We start from the raw sequence: 15,620 nt of genomic DNA on the forward strand, positions 1-15,620 counted from the left end.
TCTGGTTGCTGTGCGCATCACCTTGGTGTCATCAAGCAGGCGAATGGCTACGACTCGCCGCTGCGCTCCCACAGCGCGTAGTGCACTTTGCCGGCCTGCTTCTCCCGGTGCAGCCGCCAGTTGCCGGGCAGGCCGAGGCTCGAAGGCACAGCTTCGCTTTCGGTATAGACCCAGGCGTGTTTGGCCAGCCAGCCGTTGGTTTCCAGCAATTGGCAGGCGGGTTGCAGCAGGTTCTTGTTGAATGGGGGGTCGAGAAAGACCAGATCGAAAGGCGTTGGTGTCTGGGTTTCCAGGTAGCGCAGGGCATCGCTTTGCAGCAATTGGCCCTGCCCACACTTGAGCGTGTCCAGATGTTTGCGCAGGCTGGCGATGGCGTTGGCGTTCACATCCAACGCCAGGGCCATGCTGGCGCCGCGGGAGAGGGCCTCCAGGTACAGCGCACCGCTACCGGTGAAAGGATCGAGCACACGCGCACCGGACATATAAGGCGCGAGCCAGTTGAACAATGTTTCGCGTACCCGGTCAGGTGTCGGTCGCAACCCTTCGGCGTCGGGAAAGCTGAAGCGCCGGCTGCGCCATTCGCCCCCGATAATGCGTAGCTGCCCCTGACCACCATGAGCGGAAGGACGAATGGGTGGGTTGGCCATCAATGCTCCGGAACGCTGCTGGGTTGCTCAATGGGTTTTGCGCTTGGTGCCGGCAGTGGCTTTTGCTCGACTTGCGGGCCCGCAGTGACGATCACGAAGCCGTCCGCGCTGAGGTGCTTGCTCATCGCGGTCCTGACATCTTCGACCGACAGCGCCTGGACCTGTTGCATGAAATCTTCGAGGTAGGTCAGCGGCAAATCATAGAAGCCGATGCTGCCCAGCTGGCCAACGATATCGGCATTGCTGGCGGTGGATAGCGGAAAGCTACCAGCCGTTTCACGCTTGCTGCGTTCGAGTTCGGCCTTCGTCGGGCCTTGTTCAAGGAACTCCGCGACCAGGCGTTGCACCAGCCCGAGAGTCGCTTCGGAGAGTTCGGCGCGGGTCTGCAGATTGATCATGAACGGGCCCTTGGTCTGCATCGGACTGAAGCCCGAATACACGCCATAGGTCAGCCCGCGCTTCTCCCGGACTTCTTCCATCAAGCGGGTGCCGAAGCCGCCACCGCCCAGGATCTGGTTGCCCAGGTAGAGCGCGGCGTAGTCCGGGTGCCCGCGGGGGATGCCCAGTTGCGCGAGTAGCAGGTGGGTCTGGTTGGAAGGAAAGTCGATGTGGTGCTTGCCGGCAGTGGGCTCGTTCGGCACGGGTGGTGGTGGCAGTGCCGGCCCTTGCGGCAGCGCACTGGAAACCTGAGCGGCGATGGCTTCGGCTTCCTCGCGGCTGAGGTCGCCGACCAGGGCAATCACGGCATTGCCAGCGGTGTAGGCCTTGGCATGGAACGCGCGCAACTGCTCGGCGGTGATGCCGGGGATCGATTCCGGTGTGCCTTCGCTGGGGTGTGCGTAGGGATGGTCCTGGTAGAGCTGCTCGAACAGTTCGAGGCTTGCCAGCTTGCCGGGGTTTTGCTTCTGGAATTCGAAGCCGGCGAGTACCTGGTTCTTGATCCGCTGCAGCGATTCCGCCGGGAAAGTCGGTTGGCCCAGCACCTGGCTGAACAGTTGCAACGCCGGTTCCCGTTTGTCCGCCGTGCTGAGACTGCGCAGGCTGGCGATCGCCATGTCGCGGTAAGAACCATTGCCGAAGTCGGCGCCGAGCCCTTCGAAACCCTCGGCGATGGCGGTGACGTCCTTGCCTTCGATTCCTTCGTTGAGCATGGCGTTGGTTAGCATGGCCAGTCCTGGCACACCGCCGTCCTGGCTGCTGCCGGCGGCAAAGGTCAGGCGCAGGTCGAACATCGGGAGCTGATGGGCCTCGACGAACAGCACCTTGGCGCCGCCTTCGGTTTGCCAGCTCTGAATATCCAGCTCACGTCGCGGCAGAGGTTGGTCGCCAAGCTCGTCCAGCGATTCCAGCCGAGACTTATCCTCTTCGGCTGCCTTGGCGATGGCTTGTCCGGACTCTGCCGGCGTGGCAACTGTTTCTTCGGTCGGTACGGGAATCGATGCAGCGGTTTCGCCGGTTTTGCCATCGCAGGCGGCCAGCCCCAGGCAGGACACCAGCGCCAGGCCAAGCAGGCTGCGACGCACCAGGTTGCGATCACTCATCGCCGGTCTCCTCGGGCAGAACATGGGCAACGCTCAGGCGCGAGCGGGTGAAATAAGTGCGGGCGGCTTGCTGGATGTCTTCTGGCGTCACCGCCTCCAGGGCGCTGAGTTCATCGTCCATCAGTCGCCAGGACAGTCCCACGGTTTCCAGCTGGCCGATGGTGGTGGCCTGTTGCGTGATCGAGTCACGTTCGTAAACCAGGCCAGCAATGACCTGAGCGCGGACCCGTTCGAGTTCTTCTGCCGAGGGAGCAGTCTGCTTGAGCAGGTTGAGTTGCTGCCAGAGACCGTCCTCTACTTCTTCAAGGGTTCGGCCCTTCTGTATGTTGGGCGCCGCGCTGAGAACGAACAGGCTGTCGCCGCGAGCGTAGGCGTTGTACCAGGCCGAGGCGCTGGTCACCAACTCCTGGCCGCGCTCGAGTCGCTGCGGCAGGCGCGCGCTGTAGCCGCCATCGAGCAGCGCGCTGATCAGGCGCAGGGCGTGGATTTGCGTCGAATTCTCGCTCGTGGCCAGGCCAGGGGTATTGAAGGCCATGATCAGGCTGGGCACCTGCGTCTGCACATGTAACTGCAGGCGGCGCTCGCCTGGCTCGTCCAGCTCCAGCGGGCGCTTGGCAATGGGCACCGGCTGCTTGTCGATAGGCCCGAAATAGCGCTCGGCCAGGCTACGAACTTCGTCCGGCGTGACATCACCGACCACCACCAGCGTAGCGTTGTTGGGTGCATACCAGGCTTTGTACCAGGCGCGCAGTTCCTCCACGGTCATGCGCTCAAGATCCGCCATCCAGCCAATCGTGGGCGTGTGGTAACCGCTGGCAGGGTAGGCCATGGCCTTGAAACGCTCGAAGGCCAGGGCGCTGGGTTTGTCGTCGGTGCGCAGCCGCCGTTCTTCTTTGATCACTTCGATCTCACGGGCGAACTCGTCGGCCGGCAGCTTGAGGCTCGCCAGGCGATCGGCCTCCAATTCGAAGGCAACGGCCAGGCGATCACGTGCGAGCACCTGGTAATAAGCGGTGTAGTCGTCGCTGGTGAAGGCGTTTTCTTCGGCGCCCAGTTCACGCAGGATGCGCGACGCCTCGCCTGCTTCAAGCTTGCGGCTGCCCTTGAACATCATGTGTTCGAGCGCATGGGAAAGCCCGGTCTTTCCGGGCGACTCGTAGCTGGACCCGACCTTGTACCAGAGCTGGGATACCACCACCGGGGCGCGATGATCCTCGCGCACGATCACCTTGAGGCCGTTATCCAGAAAGAATTCGTGGGTGGGTTGGGTGTCGGCTGCGACGACCAATGGCAGGTACAGAGCGCCGAGTAACAGGGCTGCGGCGCGGCGTAGCATCAAGGGCATATTCAGGGGCTCGTTCAGGGATAAATCCCGCCGAGTGACGTCGGCAGGCGGGAGCACACAGGGCATGGTACTGGGGCGTCGGTGTCAGGGCAAAGCGGCGGAACGTTGGATATGCATCGCGCCGCGTGGCGGGTGGCTGCCCGCGCTTAGCGCAGGCGGTTGCGCAGTGCTAGGATAGCCCCCGTCTGGCCGGTGGCGTGGCCGCCGGCGTTCGCCCTCTTGAGAAAATCTTCTCCATGTTTGGTTCCAACGACGATAAGAAGGCGCCGGCCGAGGCTGGCGAAAAGAAAGGCTTGTTCGGCTGGTTGCGCAAGAAGCCGCAGACCCCGGCGGCTGAGCCACCCGCTGCCGAGCCGCTGGAAGACAGCCAGCCGTTCGCCGACGAGGTCGATGCGATCCCGGCCGCTGAGCCGCGCCCGACAGATGCTCAGCCCGAGCCGGAAACCGCGCCGGAGCTCAAACCGGAAGCAGTGCTGCAGGCTGAGTCCGAACCCGAGGCCATCCCCGAAGTCGTTCAGACCAAGGAAATTCCCGAGGCACCGGTGCTCGCCGAGATTGCCGTCGAGCCGGCAGCTGTTACCACTGCCGAGCCGGCTGCCAAAATCGGTTTCTTTGCGCGGCTCAAGCAGGGCTTGTCGAAAACCAGCGCCAGTATCGGCGAGGGCATGGCCAGCCTGTTTCTGGGCAAGAAGGCCATCGACGACGATCTACTGGATGAGTTGGAAACCCGCTTGCTGACTGCCGATGTCGGCGTCGAGGCAACCACGGCAATCATGCAGAACCTCGCGCGCCGGGTGTCGCGCAAGGAGCTGGCCGACAGCGGCGCGCTGTACAAGGCGTTGCAGGAAGAGCTGACCAGCCTGCTCAAGCCGGTGGAGCAGCCGCTGACGATCGAAGCCGGCAAAAAGCCTTTCGTGATTCTGGTGGTCGGTGTCAACGGCGTCGGCAAGACCACCACCATCGGCAAGCTGGCAAAGAAGCTGCAGCTCGAGGGCAAAAAAGTCATGCTCGCTGCCGGCGACACCTTCCGGGCGGCCGCCGTGGAGCAACTACAGGTCTGGGGCGAGCGCAACAAGATCGCCGTGATCGCCCAGCACACCGGCGCGGATTCCGCTTCGGTGATCTTCGACGCCGTGCAGGCCGCCAAAGCCCGCGGCATCGATGTGCTGATTGCCGATACCGCCGGTCGTCTGCATACCAAGGACAACTTGATGGAAGAGCTGAAGAAGGTCCGTCGGGTCATCGGTAAGCTGGACGAGACGGCTCCGCATGAAGTGCTGCTGGTGCTCGACGCCGGCACTGGCCAGAACGCCATCAACCAGACCCGCCAGTTCAATCAGGCCGTGGAGCTCACCGGCCTGGCACTGACCAAGCTAGACGGTACGGCGAAGGGCGGTGTGATCTTCGCGCTGGCCAAGCAGTTCGGCACGCCGATCCGCTATATCGGTGTCGGCGAAGGCATCGATGATTTACGCACTTTCGAAGCGGACTCTTTCGTCAATGCGCTATTTGCCGAGAAAGGGGCGAGCGGAGGTAACGTCTCGTCATGATTCGATTCGAACAGGTCGGCAAGCGTTATCCCAACGGTCACACCGGATTGCACGAACTGTCGTTCCATGTGCAGCGCGGAGAATTTCTCTTCGTTACCGGCCACTCCGGCGCAGGCAAGAGCACCCTGCTGCGTCTGCTGCTGGCGATGGAGCGCCCCACCAGCGGCAAGCTGCTACTGGCCGGGCAGGACCTGTCGCGGATTAGCAATGCGCAGATCCCGTTCCTGCGCCGGCAGATCGGCGTGGTATTCCAGAATCATCAGCTGCTGTTCGATCGCACCGTATTCGACAATGCCGCGCTGCCTTTGCAGATACTGGGGCTGAACAAGCGCGAGATCGGTCAGCGAGTCATGACCGCGCTGGAGCGGGTGAGCCTCAAGGACAAGGCGTTGCAGTACCCCTCGGATCTTTCCACTGGCCAGCAGCAGCGCGTCGGCATCGCCCGCGCAGTGGTGCATCGGCCGGCTCTGCTGCTCGCCGACGAACCGACCGGCAACCTCGACCCGCGACTGGCCGCTGAAATCATGGGTGTTTTCGAAGATATCAATCGCCTCGGTACCACCGTGTTAATCGCCAGTCACGACCTGGCGCTGATCGCCCGCATGCGTCATCGCATGCTCACCCTGCAGCGTGGTCGCCTGATTGGCGACGGGGAGGCGGCACGATGAGCGCACCCGAGAATAATCCGAACCCGGCCGAGCGCGCGGGTGGCGTGCGGAACAAGCCTGAGCAGCCCAGAAGCGACGAACCGGATTTCAAGACGCTGTTTCACGCCTGGCTGGAAAGTCACCGCGCCAGCATGGTCGATAGTGTTGGCAGGCTGATCAAACAACCGATCGGCAGCTTCTTCACCTGTCTGGTCATGGCCGTCGCGCTGAGTTTGCCGATGGGCCTGGCGCTGCTGCTGGACAACGTCGAGCGGCTCGGCGGGTCCTGGCAGCGTGCGGCGCAGATTTCACTGTTCATGCAGTTGGATGTGGATGCGCAGGAGGGCCAGGCGCTTCGCGAGCAGATCCTGGCGATGCCGGATGTGTCGGAAGCTGACTGGATCAGTCGCGAGCAGGCGCTGGAAGAGTTTCAACAGCTATCGGGACTGGGCGAGGCGCTGCGCGAGCTGCCGGAAAATCCTTTGCCCGGTGTGATCTTGGTGACGCCCAGCGAGGTCGACCGAGACAACCTCGAAGCCCTGCGCCAGCGCCTGGCCGACTTGCCCGGCGTGGAGCAGGCGCAGCTCGACCTGCTGTGGGTCGAGCGGCTGACGGCGATTCTGAAACTCGGCGATCGCTTCGTCTTCGGCCTCAGCCTGCTGCTTATCGCGACCTTGCTGCTGGTGATCGGCAACACCATTCGTCTGCACATCGAGAACCGCCGTACCGAGATCGAAGTGGTCAAGCTGGTCGGTGGAACCGATGGCTACGTACGGCGACCGTTTCTTTATATGGGAGCCCTGTACGGTCTGGGTGCCGGACTGATCGCCTGGTCGCTGCTGGCTTACGGGCTGGGCTGGTTGAACGAGGCGGTGACTGGCTTGGCCGGCCTGTATGGCAGTGACTTCGGTCTGGCCGGGGTGCCGGTCGGAGATGGCCTATCGCTGGTTCTCGGTGCCTTGCTGCTGGGCTATATCGGCGCCTGGCTGGCTGTTGCGCGGCATTTGAGTGAGCTTGCGCCGCGATGATAACTCATTGATATTTAAGTAATTTAATAGGTGTAAGGGAATTTTACCCCAAGCTTGCAGTCTCACCCGGCAATGCTAAACTGCTGCAGCTTCATTATTGGAGGACCTGCATGACAACTTCTCTGCAACCTGTTCAAGCCCTGGTCCCGGGAGGCAATCTCGAGGCCTACGTGCAGACGGTCAACAGCATTCCGCTGCTGACGGTCGAGCAGGAACGCGAGCTGGCTGAGCGCCTGTTCTATAAACAGGATCTCGAGGCCGCTCGCCAGATGGTGCTTGCCCACCTGCGTTTCGTCGTACACATCGCCCGCAGCTATTCCGGTTATGGTCTGGCCCAGTCCGACCTGATCCAGGAAGGTAACGTCGGCCTGATGAAGGCTGTCAAGCGCTTCAACCCCGAGATGGGTGTGCGCCTGGTGTCTTTTGCGGTGCACTGGATCAAAGCCGAAATCCACGAATTCATTCTTCGCAACTGGCGCATCGTCAAGGTCGCCACGACCAAGGCGCAGCGCAAGCTGTTCTTCAATCTGCGCAGCCAGAAGAAACGCTTGGCCTGGCTGAACAACGACGAAGTCGAGCGGGTTGCCGACAGCCTCGGCGTTGAAGCCCGTGAAGTGCGCGAGATGGAGAGCCGTCTGACGGGGCACGACATGGCGTTCGATCCGTCGGCCGACGCCGACGACGACAGTGCCTTCCAGTCGCCTGCGCATTATCTGGAGGATCATCGCTACGATCCGGCGCGGCAACTCGAGGACGCCGACTGGAGCGACAATTCCAACTCCAGCCTGCACGAGGCGCTGGAAACGCTGGACGAGCGTAGCCGGGATATCCTTCAGCAGCGCTGGCTGAGTGACAACAAGGCGACCCTGCATGACCTCGCCGCCAAATATGGGGTCTCCGCAGAGCGTATTCGCCAGCTGGAAAAGAACGCTATGAACAAGCTCAAGGGCTCGATTCAGGCCTGATTTTCCAGAGCCTAAGAGGGCGCTACAGGTTTTGCCTGTAGCGCCTTTTTTATACCTGTCAGGTCACGCCCTCGTCGGCAGCCCGCGTTCCGGCGGTTCAAGGAATGGACCGGGAGTTTTCCAGGGTATCGGTGAGTGCGATCAGCAGCTGCGCCGCGCTGATGGGTTTATGTAGCCAGGTGATGCTGGTATCGCTGTCGTTCTGCTCGAACTGGCTAGCGGCTGATATCACGATAATCGGTAATGCTTGCGTGTCGGGATTGCGGCGTACCTCGTCGATCAGCTCTTGCCCGCTGCCGTCGGGCAGATGCAGATCAAGTGTCATCGCCTCGTAGCGGACGCTGGCGAGCTTGCCCCGCGCGGCATGCAGACTCTGCACGCGATCGACCGAATAGCCGGCATCGCGCAGCATAAGGTGCAGCAACCGGCCAGTATCCGGCTCGTCTTCGACAACCAGTAGCCGCAGCTGGCCCTGGTCGGTCGCAGAGCCGGATGATTCGATTATCGGCAGTTCGCACCAGAACGTCGTGCCTTGACCCTCTGCTGTATCGAAGCCGACCCGCCCGCCCATTCGCTCGATGAACTCCTTGGTGATCGCCAATCCCAGGCCGGTACCGCCTTTCTGACGGCTGTCCGAGGCATCTGCCTGAGCGAATTTTTCGAATACCCGCGCCTGGAAGCCCTGGGGAATACCTGGGCCTTGGTCGGTAACGTTGATGCGCACATGGCCTGCATCGGGCAGACTGCAGTGCAATGTTACTTCACCACCTTCCGGGGTGTACTTGATGGCATTGGAGAGGAAATTGCTCAGCACCTGTTGCAGGCGCAGACCATCGACCCAAACGCTGACTGCGGCAGAGTTACGCAGTACGCAGTTCACGCCGAGATGGCTGGCGAAGGCTTGGTTGCTTGCCAGCGCCTCGTCCAGCAGTCGGCTGAGCGAATGTTCGCGCATATCGAACGACATCTTGCCCGCCGCGATTTTTTCCATATCCAGCAGGTCATTGATCAGATAACCCAGGCGCAGGCTGTTGCGATGAGCAATTTCCAGCATCTGCCGCATGGGTGGTGGCACCTCGCCCAGCGCGCCACCGGTAACCAGGCCCAGGGCACCACTGATCGAGGTCAGCGGCGTGCGCAATTCGTGGCTAACGGTTGAGACGAATTCGTCTTTCATCTGCTCGATGCGCTTGTGCTCGGTCAGGTCCATGCTGGTGCCGCTGATGCGCAGCGGCTGACCATTCCGATCGCGCTGGATATAGCCGCGGATCAGAGCTGGTATCACCTTTCCGCTTTTATGCTGGAAGCGTAGTTCGGTGGTGAAATGATCGACCGTCGAGAGCATGGTGTGCGCCAACTGCCTTTTGGCCTGAGGCAGGTCGTCAGGCACCAGAACCTGTTCCCATAGTTTCAGATCCGACTGCAGCTCGCCGGGGCGGTAGCCGAGCATGTGCCAGGCGCGCGGCGATGCGTAGAAGGTTGCGGCGTCGAGGTTCAGGTCCCAAAGGCCGTCGTTACTGCCTTTCAGTGCAAGACTCAAACGCTCCTCACTGAGCTGAAGGGCGCGTTTGTTCTCCCGGATATGCTCGGTCATCTGCTGCGCCAGCGCCTCGGCGCGGCTACGCCTTAGCGAGAGCGATGAGGTCAGGAAGAACAGCAGCAGGCTCAGGCCAATACCAAGGCCGATGACCAGCTCGTTGTTGACATGAAAGAAGCGATCATACTCCGGCAGGCTCTCCAGCCGCAGGGTCCATATCTGCCCGTAGAGGTCGAGCCGTGCGACTTCGCTGTGCCGGGCAGATTCGGCACGTGGCAGCTCACGACTGGCGAAGATGAGATTCTCTGGCCGTTCCTGGTCGCCGGCATAAATGTGCAAGCTGAGGTTCGGGTCGGCGGCTCCGAGAATTCCACGCATTAGATCGTCCATCCGATAGGGGCTATAGACGAAGCCTCGGAGCGCCTGCAGACGCTGTTGTGGCGAGTCGGTCGGCGCGCCAGGTAGGTACAGCGGCACATACATCAGTACGCCGGCCTGCACCTTTCCGTGGGTTTCCTGTCGGAGCGTGACCTTGCCGGTAATGCGGGTCTGCCCTGACTCGGCTGCTTGCAGCATGGCTTTCCGGCGCACCGGTTCGGCGAACATGTCATAGCCGAAAGCGGCGAGGTTGCGTTCACGGAACGGCTCAAGGTAGACGATGGGCGTGTAGAGCGCGCGATCCCTATCGAGTGGATGAACGTCGTAATCTGCGAATCCTTCGCCGCGGACGCTCTGGATGTGGGTCGCAAGACCTTCGGGGCGTACGGCCTTGGCGAATCCGACTCCCTGAATTCCGGGGTAGCGCTCGGCCAGTTGCAGGCGCTCGTTATAGGCGCGCCACTGTTCACGCGAGACCTCACCGCTGACGTCGAACAATCCTGTTGCGCCAAGTAAAACCTGCTCATGGTTGATCATGCGCTTGCCGATGGCTTCGGTGGTTTTTTCTACCATGAACTCGAATTGCTGGCCTGCGGCGCGATCTTCCTTCAGCTCCAGTTGCTTAAGGATGATCAACTGCACCAGCAATGTGAAAGCCAGGACGAGCCAGGCGATGCTGTTACGCCAGTTGAAGAGTTGCCGCACCTTGTTTAGGGGTGCGCTGTGTTCGATCACGGTTTCGCTCATGCTTTCGCTGCCATGCGTTCAGTGGCGAATGGGCGAGAAGATTACGGCATTGGTCCGTCTGCCCCGGCGGCCTTTCTGCGTGCGGGGGAAGCGCCGCGCATCTCGCAACATGTGAGTTTCAGCTTACTCGTTGAGATGGCTTACTGCCATAACGCTCCGTCAGGCCGCGCCGGTATCGCTGGCGTCGCTCAGTTTCGTCTGGCTGTGGATTCCCGCATGCTGTTCAGATAATGGCTACCGCCCAGCTGCCGTACCTGCTGGCGAATCCAGGCGGCGCGGCGGCGAACATGCGGGCCAGGCCGGCCGGCATTCCACTCGCGCGGATTGGGCAGCACGGCGGCTAGCTGGCTGGCCTGAGCGGCTGAAAGATAGGGCGCGCCGACATTGAAATGATGCCGCGCCGCCGCCTCTGCGCCGAAGATTCCGCTGCCCCATTCGACACTATTCAGGTAGACCTCAAGGATTCGCTGCTTCGGCCACAGGAGCTCGATCCAGCCAGTGAACCAGACCTCGAGCCCTTTTCGCACCCAACTGCGCCCGGACCAGAGAAACAGGTTCTTCGCCACCTGTTGGCTCAGGGTGCTGGCGCCCCGCAGCGAGCCACCGCGTTCGTTATGGGCGAACGCGGCGCGAATGGCAGCGATATCGAAGCCCCAATGGTCGGCAAATTTTTGATCTTCGGCGGCAATGACCGACATCTTCAGGTTGTCTGGCAATTCCTTCCATGGTCGCCAGGTGCGCTGAAGGTCGATGCTTTCGCCGCTGCTCCAGGATTCCAATTTGCGCTCGACCATAAGTGCGGTGAAGGGCGGCGGAACCCAGCGCAGCACCAATACCAGCAGCACGGAAAGCGCGGCCAGCCATAGCAGCAATTTAGAGAGGCGACGCAGCAGGGCTCGGAACATGGGTCGTGGTCGCAGCCAGGGAGAACGGGCATTATAACGGCGCTCAAACTTCCTGACCGGACACTACCGAATGATTCGTTCCTTTCTTCTGCTTGCCGCATTTTTCGGGCTGACCGGCGTTGCTCTAGGCGCCTTCGCCGCCCATGGCCTGAAAAGCCGCCTCGGCGCCGACTATCTCGCGGTGTTTCAAACGGGCGTGCAGTATCAGTTGATCCATGCGCTGGCGCTGTTTGGTGTGGCCCTGCTCGCACTGCACGCGCCGAGCCGTCTGCTGGTTGCGGCAGGTTGCCTCTTCGCGCTGGGCGTCCTGCTGTTCTCTGGCAGTCTTTACCTGCTCACCCTGACGGGTGTGGGCAAGCTCGGCATCATCACCCCAATCGGCGGCACGGCTTTTCTGGCGGGCTGGATCTGTCTGATGTTAGCGGCGTGGAACCTTCGAGGCTGACCACAGCGACGCCGGCGATACACGGATGAATGGCGACGCTCGCCGCCTTGGTGGTCCGGGTCGATCGGGCTAGAATGCTGGCCCCTTCGCAATGGTGGCGATCACTATGCACATTCAGTTGAACGGCGAGCGCTATGAGCTCCCTGACGGTCAGTCGGTGGCCGATCTGCTGCAACGCCTGGAACTGACTGGGCGCCGGCTGGCGGTCGAACTTAACCGCGACATCGTTCCACGCAGCCAACATGCCTTAACCGTGCTGGTCGAAGGCGACCAGATCGAAGTCGTGCATGCCATTGGTGGTGGTTAGCGGTCTACGCCGCATCGCATATTTTTTCCGGATGCCGCTCCGTGCGGCGGCGTACTTCTCGCTTTATAACGTCTGAACAGGATGGTCCCATGAGCCCAGTTCCGCACGACAAACCCTTTACGCTCGCTGGCCGCACTTATCAGTCGCGTCTGCTGGTGGGCACTGGCAAGTACAAGGATCTCGAAGAAACCCGCTCGGCGATCGAGGCCTCGGGCGCCGAGATCGTCACCGTGGCCGTGCGCCGCACCAATATCGGTCAAAATCCGGGCGAGCCGAATCTGCTCGACGTCATCTCGCCGGACCGCTACACCATTCTTCCGAATACCGCCGGCTGCTATGACGCCGACGAGGCCGTCCGTACCTGTCGTCTCGCCCGCGAGCTGCTCGACGGGCACAAGTTGGTCAAGCTGGAAGTTCTGGCCGACCAGAAAACCCTATTTCCCAACGTGATCGAAACCCTCAAGGCCGCTGAAGTGCTGGTCAAGGACGGTTTCGATGTGATGGTCTACACCAGCGACGATCCGATCATCGCGCGCCAGCTGGCCGACATGGGTTGTATCGCGGTGATGCCGCTGGCCGGTTTGATCGGCACCGGCTTGGGCATCTGTAATCCTTACAACCTGCGCATCATCCTTGAAGAAGCCAAGGTGCCAGTGCTCGTCGACGCGGGTGTGGGCACGGCGTCCGACGCGACCATCGCGATGGAGCTGGGCTGTGAGGCGGTGCTGATGAACAGCGCCATCGCCCATGCGCAGAATCCGGTGTTGATGGCCGAGGCCATGAAGTACGCCATCGATGCTGGACGTCTAGCCTATCTGGCGGGGCGTATGCCGAAGAAACTCTATGCCAGCGCCTCTTCGCCTCTGGAAGGCCTGATCCGCTAATTTCTCCCTTCCTAGCCGCGCGCTCATCCAATCGCGCGGCTGGTCATTGTTATTTTGCAGGTTCGTTCATGAGTGACACTTCCATCCCGGCCGATGGCCAACGGCGCATGCGCACCATCAAAAGTTTCGTGATGCGTGCAGGACGCATGACCGAAGGTCAGCAGCGCGGCCTGGATCAAGGCTGGCCGCGGTTCGGCCTCGAATTGGGTGATGGCCTGCGCGACTTCGGCCAGGTGTTTGGCCGGCAGGCGCCGCGGACATTCGAAATCGGCTTCGGTATGGGTCATTCCACATTGGAAATGGCCGCGGCAGCGCCTGAGCAGGATTTCATCGGCGTGGAAGTGCATTCGCCAGGAGTGGGTGCGCTGCTGAGCGGACTTCTGTCACAAAATCTCGATAACGTGCGGGTCTACAGTTGCGATGCGCTTGAAGTGCTGCGTGAATGCGTCCCCGACGCCAGCCTGGACCGGGTCTTGCTGTTTTTCCCCGACCCCTGGCACAAAAGTCGCCACCACAAGCGGCGCATCGTCCAGCCGGCATTCGCCGAACTGGTGCGACAGAAACTCAAGATTGGTGGTGTGCTGCATATGGCGACCGATTGGGAGCCCTATGCCGAGTACATGCTCGACGTCATGAGCGTCGCGCCTGGTTATCGCAACCAGGCTGCAAACGGGCAGTACATTGAACGTCCGCAGGAGCGCCCGACGACCAAGTTCGAGCGCCGCGGTGAGCGCCTGGGCCACGGGGTCTGGGATCTGAAGTTCGAACGCATCGACTGACTAGCAAGCGTGGGTGCCATAGCTGCGCCCGCTAGAGCCGTTTCACGCGGCCCAAGGAAGATCTGAAAACAACGAATGCCAGGACGGCACAACCTCCCCAACGCCTCAAGAGAGCCCTGCCTGCTGGCAGCGGTCGTTACGTGCGGCGTGCCCGTTGCGCTGCAAAGGAGCAAAAATGTTTAGAAAGTTTGGAATTCTGCTACTGGCGGCCTGCGCCAGTCAGGCACAGGCCAAGGTGGATGAAACCCAGGCCGCGCGCCTGGGGCAGGACCTGACCCCGCTGGGGGCCGAGCGGTCGGCCAACGCCAGCGGTAGCATCCCGGCCTGGACTGGTGGGGTACAGCCGCCGGCCAGCTACTCGGTCGGAATGCATCATCCGGACCCGTACGCGGCCGATCCGGTGCTTTATCGGGTCGACAGCCGCAATGTCGCGCAATACGCCGCGCTCCTGCCCGAAGGCCTGCGGGCGCTGATCGAGCGGCATCCGGACTTTCATCTGCGCGTATTTCCGTCACGCCGCAGCGCCGCGGCCCCACAGCGCATCTATGACGAGACGCGCGCCAACGCCGTGTCTGCCGAACTGATTGCCAACGGCAACGGAATCAAGGGCGCTGTCGCCGGTATCCCGTTTCCGCTACCGCAAGACGGCATGGAAGTGATCTGGAACCACATCCTTCATTACAAGGGTGAGCAGACCCACATGATCAACAACCAGGCCGTGGTGATCAACGGCAGGGCCAACCTGATCAAGCGGGACCGGCATATCTATTACGTCTACAACCGTGAGGGAATGGACAAAGCGCAGCTGGACAACACCCTTCTTTATTACAAGTACCGGGTCACCGCACCGGCGAAGCTGTCTGGCACCTCGCTGGTCGTGCAGGACCCAATGGATCAGGTGCTGGCGATCCGCAAGGCTTGGCGCTACAGCCCGAGCGACCGGCGTGTGCGGCGTTTGCCTTCGCTGGCCTACGACTCGCTGCAGCCGGACACCAGCGGGCTGGCCACGGCTGACGTGGTCGACTCCTTCAATGGCGCCCCGGATCGCTATGAATGGAAGCTGGTCGGCAAGCGCGAAATGCTGGTGCCCTACAACAGCTACGCGGTTCATCAGCAGGGCATCCCTTACGAATCGATCGTCGGCCCACGCACGCTGAACCCCGAACTGCTGCGCTATGAACAGCATCGCGTCTGGATCGTCGAGGCTACGCTGCGCAAGGGCTTCAGCCATCCTTACGACATGCGCCGGTTCTACATTGACGAAGACAGCTGGCAGATTCTGGCGGTCGATCTGTACGACGAGAACAACGAGCTGATCGGCCTGCAGGAAAGCCATCCGATCAGCTATTACGAGGTGCCAATGTTTGGCAGCACGCTAGAGACGCTGTACCACCTGAAGGACGACAACTATTTCGTCGACGGACTCGACAACAACGAGCCGATGTACGACTTCAACGCCAAAATGGGGCCACGAGACTTCTCGCCAGCAGCGCTACGTCGGGGCGCCAACTAAGCGATTGGTGCATGCCAAAAGAAAACCGCCTGTTCACAGACTGTTCAGGCGGTTTTTTTATGTCAGGGGTGCGGTCAGTTGCGGTCGGCGACCACGCCAATGATAAACAGCACCAACAGCAGCACCGGTGCCAGGGTGTAGTTGTTGAACTGAGCCAGGCCTTTGGCTAGCCAAGGGCTGAGATAGATGATGCCGAGGCCGTAGACCAGTGCGCAGAACACCACGAAGGCCAGCGTGCGCAGGACAAAGTTCAGTCCGCCAATGTTCTTCTGTACCCAGGCGTTCAGCGCCGGGCCGAATAGCACGAAGAGCGTGGCCATGATCGCCAGGGAAATGTCGAACAGGTGGTGACGGCTCCAGCGCGACAGGGTGGCGATGAGGTCGAGTACAAGATCCATGCGG

15 protein-coding genes are annotated in these 15,620 nt (G+C 61.4%); 9 read left to right on the top strand and 6 right to left on the bottom strand.

Features of this window, described 5'->3' with window-relative positions; translation table 11 throughout:
* Positions 1 to 47 precede the first annotated feature (47 nt).
* Genes rsmD through D7241_RS12965 form a run of 3 tightly spaced genes read right to left on the bottom strand, consistent with a single transcriptional unit; the run spans position 48 to position 3,533 of the window.
* Positions 48 to 647 (bottom strand): 16S rRNA (guanine(966)-N(2))-methyltransferase RsmD, encoded by a 600-nt coding sequence (gene rsmD, locus D7241_RS12955; RefSeq protein ID WP_255977909.1) that lies wholly within the window; start codon positions 645 to 647, stop codon positions 48 to 50.
* Positions 647 to 2,188 (bottom strand): M16 family metallopeptidase, encoded by a 1,542-nt coding sequence (locus D7241_RS12960; protein ID WP_408101859.1) that lies wholly within the window; start codon positions 2,186 to 2,188, stop codon positions 647 to 649. The genes rsmD and D7241_RS12960 overlap by 1 nt, the downstream gene beginning before the upstream one ends.
* The gene (locus D7241_RS12965; RefSeq protein WP_408101860.1) at positions 2,181 to 3,533 is read right to left on the bottom strand and encodes a M16 family metallopeptidase; all 1,353 of its coding nucleotides are present in this window, start codon (positions 3,531 to 3,533) and stop codon (positions 2,181 to 2,183) included. The genes D7241_RS12960 and D7241_RS12965 overlap by 8 nt, the downstream gene beginning before the upstream one ends.
* 236 nt (positions 3,534 to 3,769) lie before the next feature.
* Between D7241_RS12965 and ftsY the strand changes: the two genes are divergently transcribed.
* The 4 genes from ftsY to rpoH all read left to right on the top strand — a co-directional run bounded on the left by ftsY (position 3,770) and on the right by rpoH (position 7,723).
* On the top strand, positions 3,770 to 5,083 hold the full coding sequence (gene ftsY, locus D7241_RS12970; RefSeq protein WP_408101861.1) for a signal recognition particle-docking protein FtsY: 1,314 nt from the start codon (positions 3,770 to 3,772) through the stop codon (positions 5,081 to 5,083).
* On the top strand, positions 5,080 to 5,751 hold the full coding sequence (gene ftsE / locus D7241_RS12975; RefSeq protein WP_025243434.1) for a cell division ATP-binding protein FtsE: 672 nt from the start codon (positions 5,080 to 5,082) through the stop codon (positions 5,749 to 5,751). The genes ftsY and ftsE overlap by 4 nt, the downstream gene beginning before the upstream one ends.
* Positions 5,748 to 6,758 carry a permease-like cell division protein FtsX gene (gene ftsX / locus D7241_RS12980; protein WP_408101862.1) on the top strand — a complete coding sequence of 337 codons (1,011 nt, stop codon included), beginning with the start codon at positions 5,748 to 5,750 and terminating at the stop codon, positions 6,756 to 6,758. Before ftsE ends, ftsX begins: the two co-directional genes overlap by 4 nt.
* Positions 6,759 to 6,868: 110 nt before the next feature.
* Positions 6,869 to 7,723 carry an RNA polymerase sigma factor RpoH gene (gene rpoH, locus D7241_RS12985; protein WP_255977899.1) on the top strand — a complete coding sequence of 285 codons (855 nt, stop codon included), beginning with the start codon at positions 6,869 to 6,871 and terminating at the stop codon, positions 7,721 to 7,723.
* Positions 7,724 to 7,820: 97 nt separating this feature from the next.
* Here rpoH and D7241_RS12990 read toward each other — a convergent pair whose 3' ends face one another.
* Positions 7,821 to 10,385 carry a CHASE domain-containing protein gene (locus tag D7241_RS12990; RefSeq protein WP_408101863.1) on the bottom strand — a complete coding sequence of 855 codons (2,565 nt, stop codon included), beginning with the start codon at positions 10,383 to 10,385 and terminating at the stop codon, positions 7,821 to 7,823.
* Between the two features lie 188 nt (positions 10,386 to 10,573).
* Positions 10,574 to 11,290: a monofunctional biosynthetic peptidoglycan transglycosylase gene (mtgA, locus tag D7241_RS12995; protein WP_408101864.1), complete on the bottom strand. Its 717-nt coding sequence runs from the start codon at positions 11,288 to 11,290 to the stop codon at positions 10,574 to 10,576.
* Positions 11,291 to 11,360: 70 nt separating this feature from the next.
* Here mtgA and D7241_RS13000 point away from each other — a divergent pair, with 70 nt between their 5' ends.
* From D7241_RS13000 to D7241_RS13020, 5 genes are all read left to right on the top strand, one after another.
* Entirely contained in the window at positions 11,361 to 11,735 is a 375-nt protein-coding gene (locus D7241_RS13000) for a DUF423 domain-containing protein (protein WP_255977893.1), read from the top strand.
* Between the two features lie 106 nt (positions 11,736 to 11,841).
* Positions 11,842 to 12,042, top strand: a complete 201-nt coding sequence (gene thiS, locus D7241_RS13005) for a sulfur carrier protein ThiS (RefSeq protein WP_255977891.1) — start codon at positions 11,842 to 11,844, stop codon at positions 12,040 to 12,042.
* A gap of 89 nt (positions 12,043 to 12,131) precedes the next feature.
* Positions 12,132 to 12,926 (top strand): thiazole synthase, encoded by a 795-nt coding sequence (locus tag D7241_RS13010; RefSeq protein ID WP_408101865.1) that lies wholly within the window; start codon positions 12,132 to 12,134, stop codon positions 12,924 to 12,926.
* 68 nt (positions 12,927 to 12,994) lie between these two features.
* Positions 12,995 to 13,705, top strand: a complete 711-nt coding sequence (gene trmB / locus D7241_RS13015) for a tRNA (guanosine(46)-N7)-methyltransferase TrmB (RefSeq protein ID WP_408101866.1) — start codon at positions 12,995 to 12,997, stop codon at positions 13,703 to 13,705.
* 175 nt (positions 13,706 to 13,880) lie between these two features.
* Entirely contained in the window at positions 13,881 to 15,218 is a 1,338-nt protein-coding gene (locus D7241_RS13020; protein ID WP_408101867.1) for a DUF1329 domain-containing protein, read from the top strand.
* A gap of 74 nt (positions 15,219 to 15,292) precedes the next feature.
* Here the strand turns inward: D7241_RS13020 and D7241_RS13025 are convergent, their stop codons facing one another.
* The gene (locus tag D7241_RS13025) at positions 15,293 to 15,616 is read right to left on the bottom strand and encodes a DUF3392 domain-containing protein (protein WP_046161601.1); all 324 of its coding nucleotides are present in this window, start codon (positions 15,614 to 15,616) and stop codon (positions 15,293 to 15,295) included.
* Positions 15,617 to 15,620: the final 4 nt, after the last annotated feature.

This window comes from Stutzerimonas sp. VN223-3, from assembly GCF_045999685.1.
GTDB classification, from domain to species: Bacteria; Pseudomonadota; Gammaproteobacteria; order Pseudomonadales; family Pseudomonadaceae; genus Stutzerimonas; species Stutzerimonas stutzeri_AR.

Excerpts from the sequence above, each read along its gene's own strand:
- trmB (WP_408101866.1), top strand. The coding sequence starts at position 12,995 with ATGAGTGACACTTCCATCCCGGCCGATGGCCAACGGCGCATGCGCACC.
- ftsE (WP_025243434.1), top strand. The coding sequence starts at position 5,080 with ATGATTCGATTCGAACAGGTCGGCAAGCGTTATCCCAACGGTCACACC.
- D7241_RS12965 (WP_408101860.1), bottom strand. The coding sequence starts at position 3,533 with ATGCCCTTGATGCTACGCCGCGCCGCAGCCCTGTTACTCGGCGCTCTG.
- thiS (WP_255977891.1), top strand. The coding sequence starts at position 11,842 with ATGCACATTCAGTTGAACGGCGAGCGCTATGAGCTCCCTGACGGTCAG.
- D7241_RS13025 (WP_046161601.1), bottom strand. The coding sequence starts at position 15,616 with ATGGATCTTGTACTCGACCTCATCGCCACCCTGTCGCGCTGGAGCCGT.
- mtgA (WP_408101864.1), bottom strand. The coding sequence starts at position 11,290 with ATGTTCCGAGCCCTGCTGCGTCGCCTCTCTAAATTGCTGCTATGGCTG.
- D7241_RS12960 (WP_408101859.1), bottom strand. The coding sequence starts at position 2,188 with ATGAGTGATCGCAACCTGGTGCGTCGCAGCCTGCTTGGCCTGGCGCTG.
- D7241_RS13020 (WP_408101867.1), top strand. The coding sequence starts at position 13,881 with ATGTTTAGAAAGTTTGGAATTCTGCTACTGGCGGCCTGCGCCAGTCAG.
- D7241_RS13010 (WP_408101865.1), top strand. The coding sequence starts at position 12,132 with ATGAGCCCAGTTCCGCACGACAAACCCTTTACGCTCGCTGGCCGCACT.
- rsmD (WP_255977909.1), bottom strand. The coding sequence starts at position 647 with ATGGCCAACCCACCCATTCGTCCTTCCGCTCATGGTGGTCAGGGGCAG.
- D7241_RS13000 (WP_255977893.1), top strand. The coding sequence starts at position 11,361 with ATGATTCGTTCCTTTCTTCTGCTTGCCGCATTTTTCGGGCTGACCGGC.
- D7241_RS12990 (WP_408101863.1), bottom strand. The coding sequence starts at position 10,385 with ATGAGCGAAACCGTGATCGAACACAGCGCACCCCTAAACAAGGTGCGG.
- ftsY (WP_408101861.1), top strand. The coding sequence starts at position 3,770 with ATGTTTGGTTCCAACGACGATAAGAAGGCGCCGGCCGAGGCTGGCGAA.
- rpoH (WP_255977899.1), top strand. The coding sequence starts at position 6,869 with ATGACAACTTCTCTGCAACCTGTTCAAGCCCTGGTCCCGGGAGGCAAT.
- ftsX (WP_408101862.1), top strand. The coding sequence starts at position 5,748 with ATGAGCGCACCCGAGAATAATCCGAACCCGGCCGAGCGCGCGGGTGGC.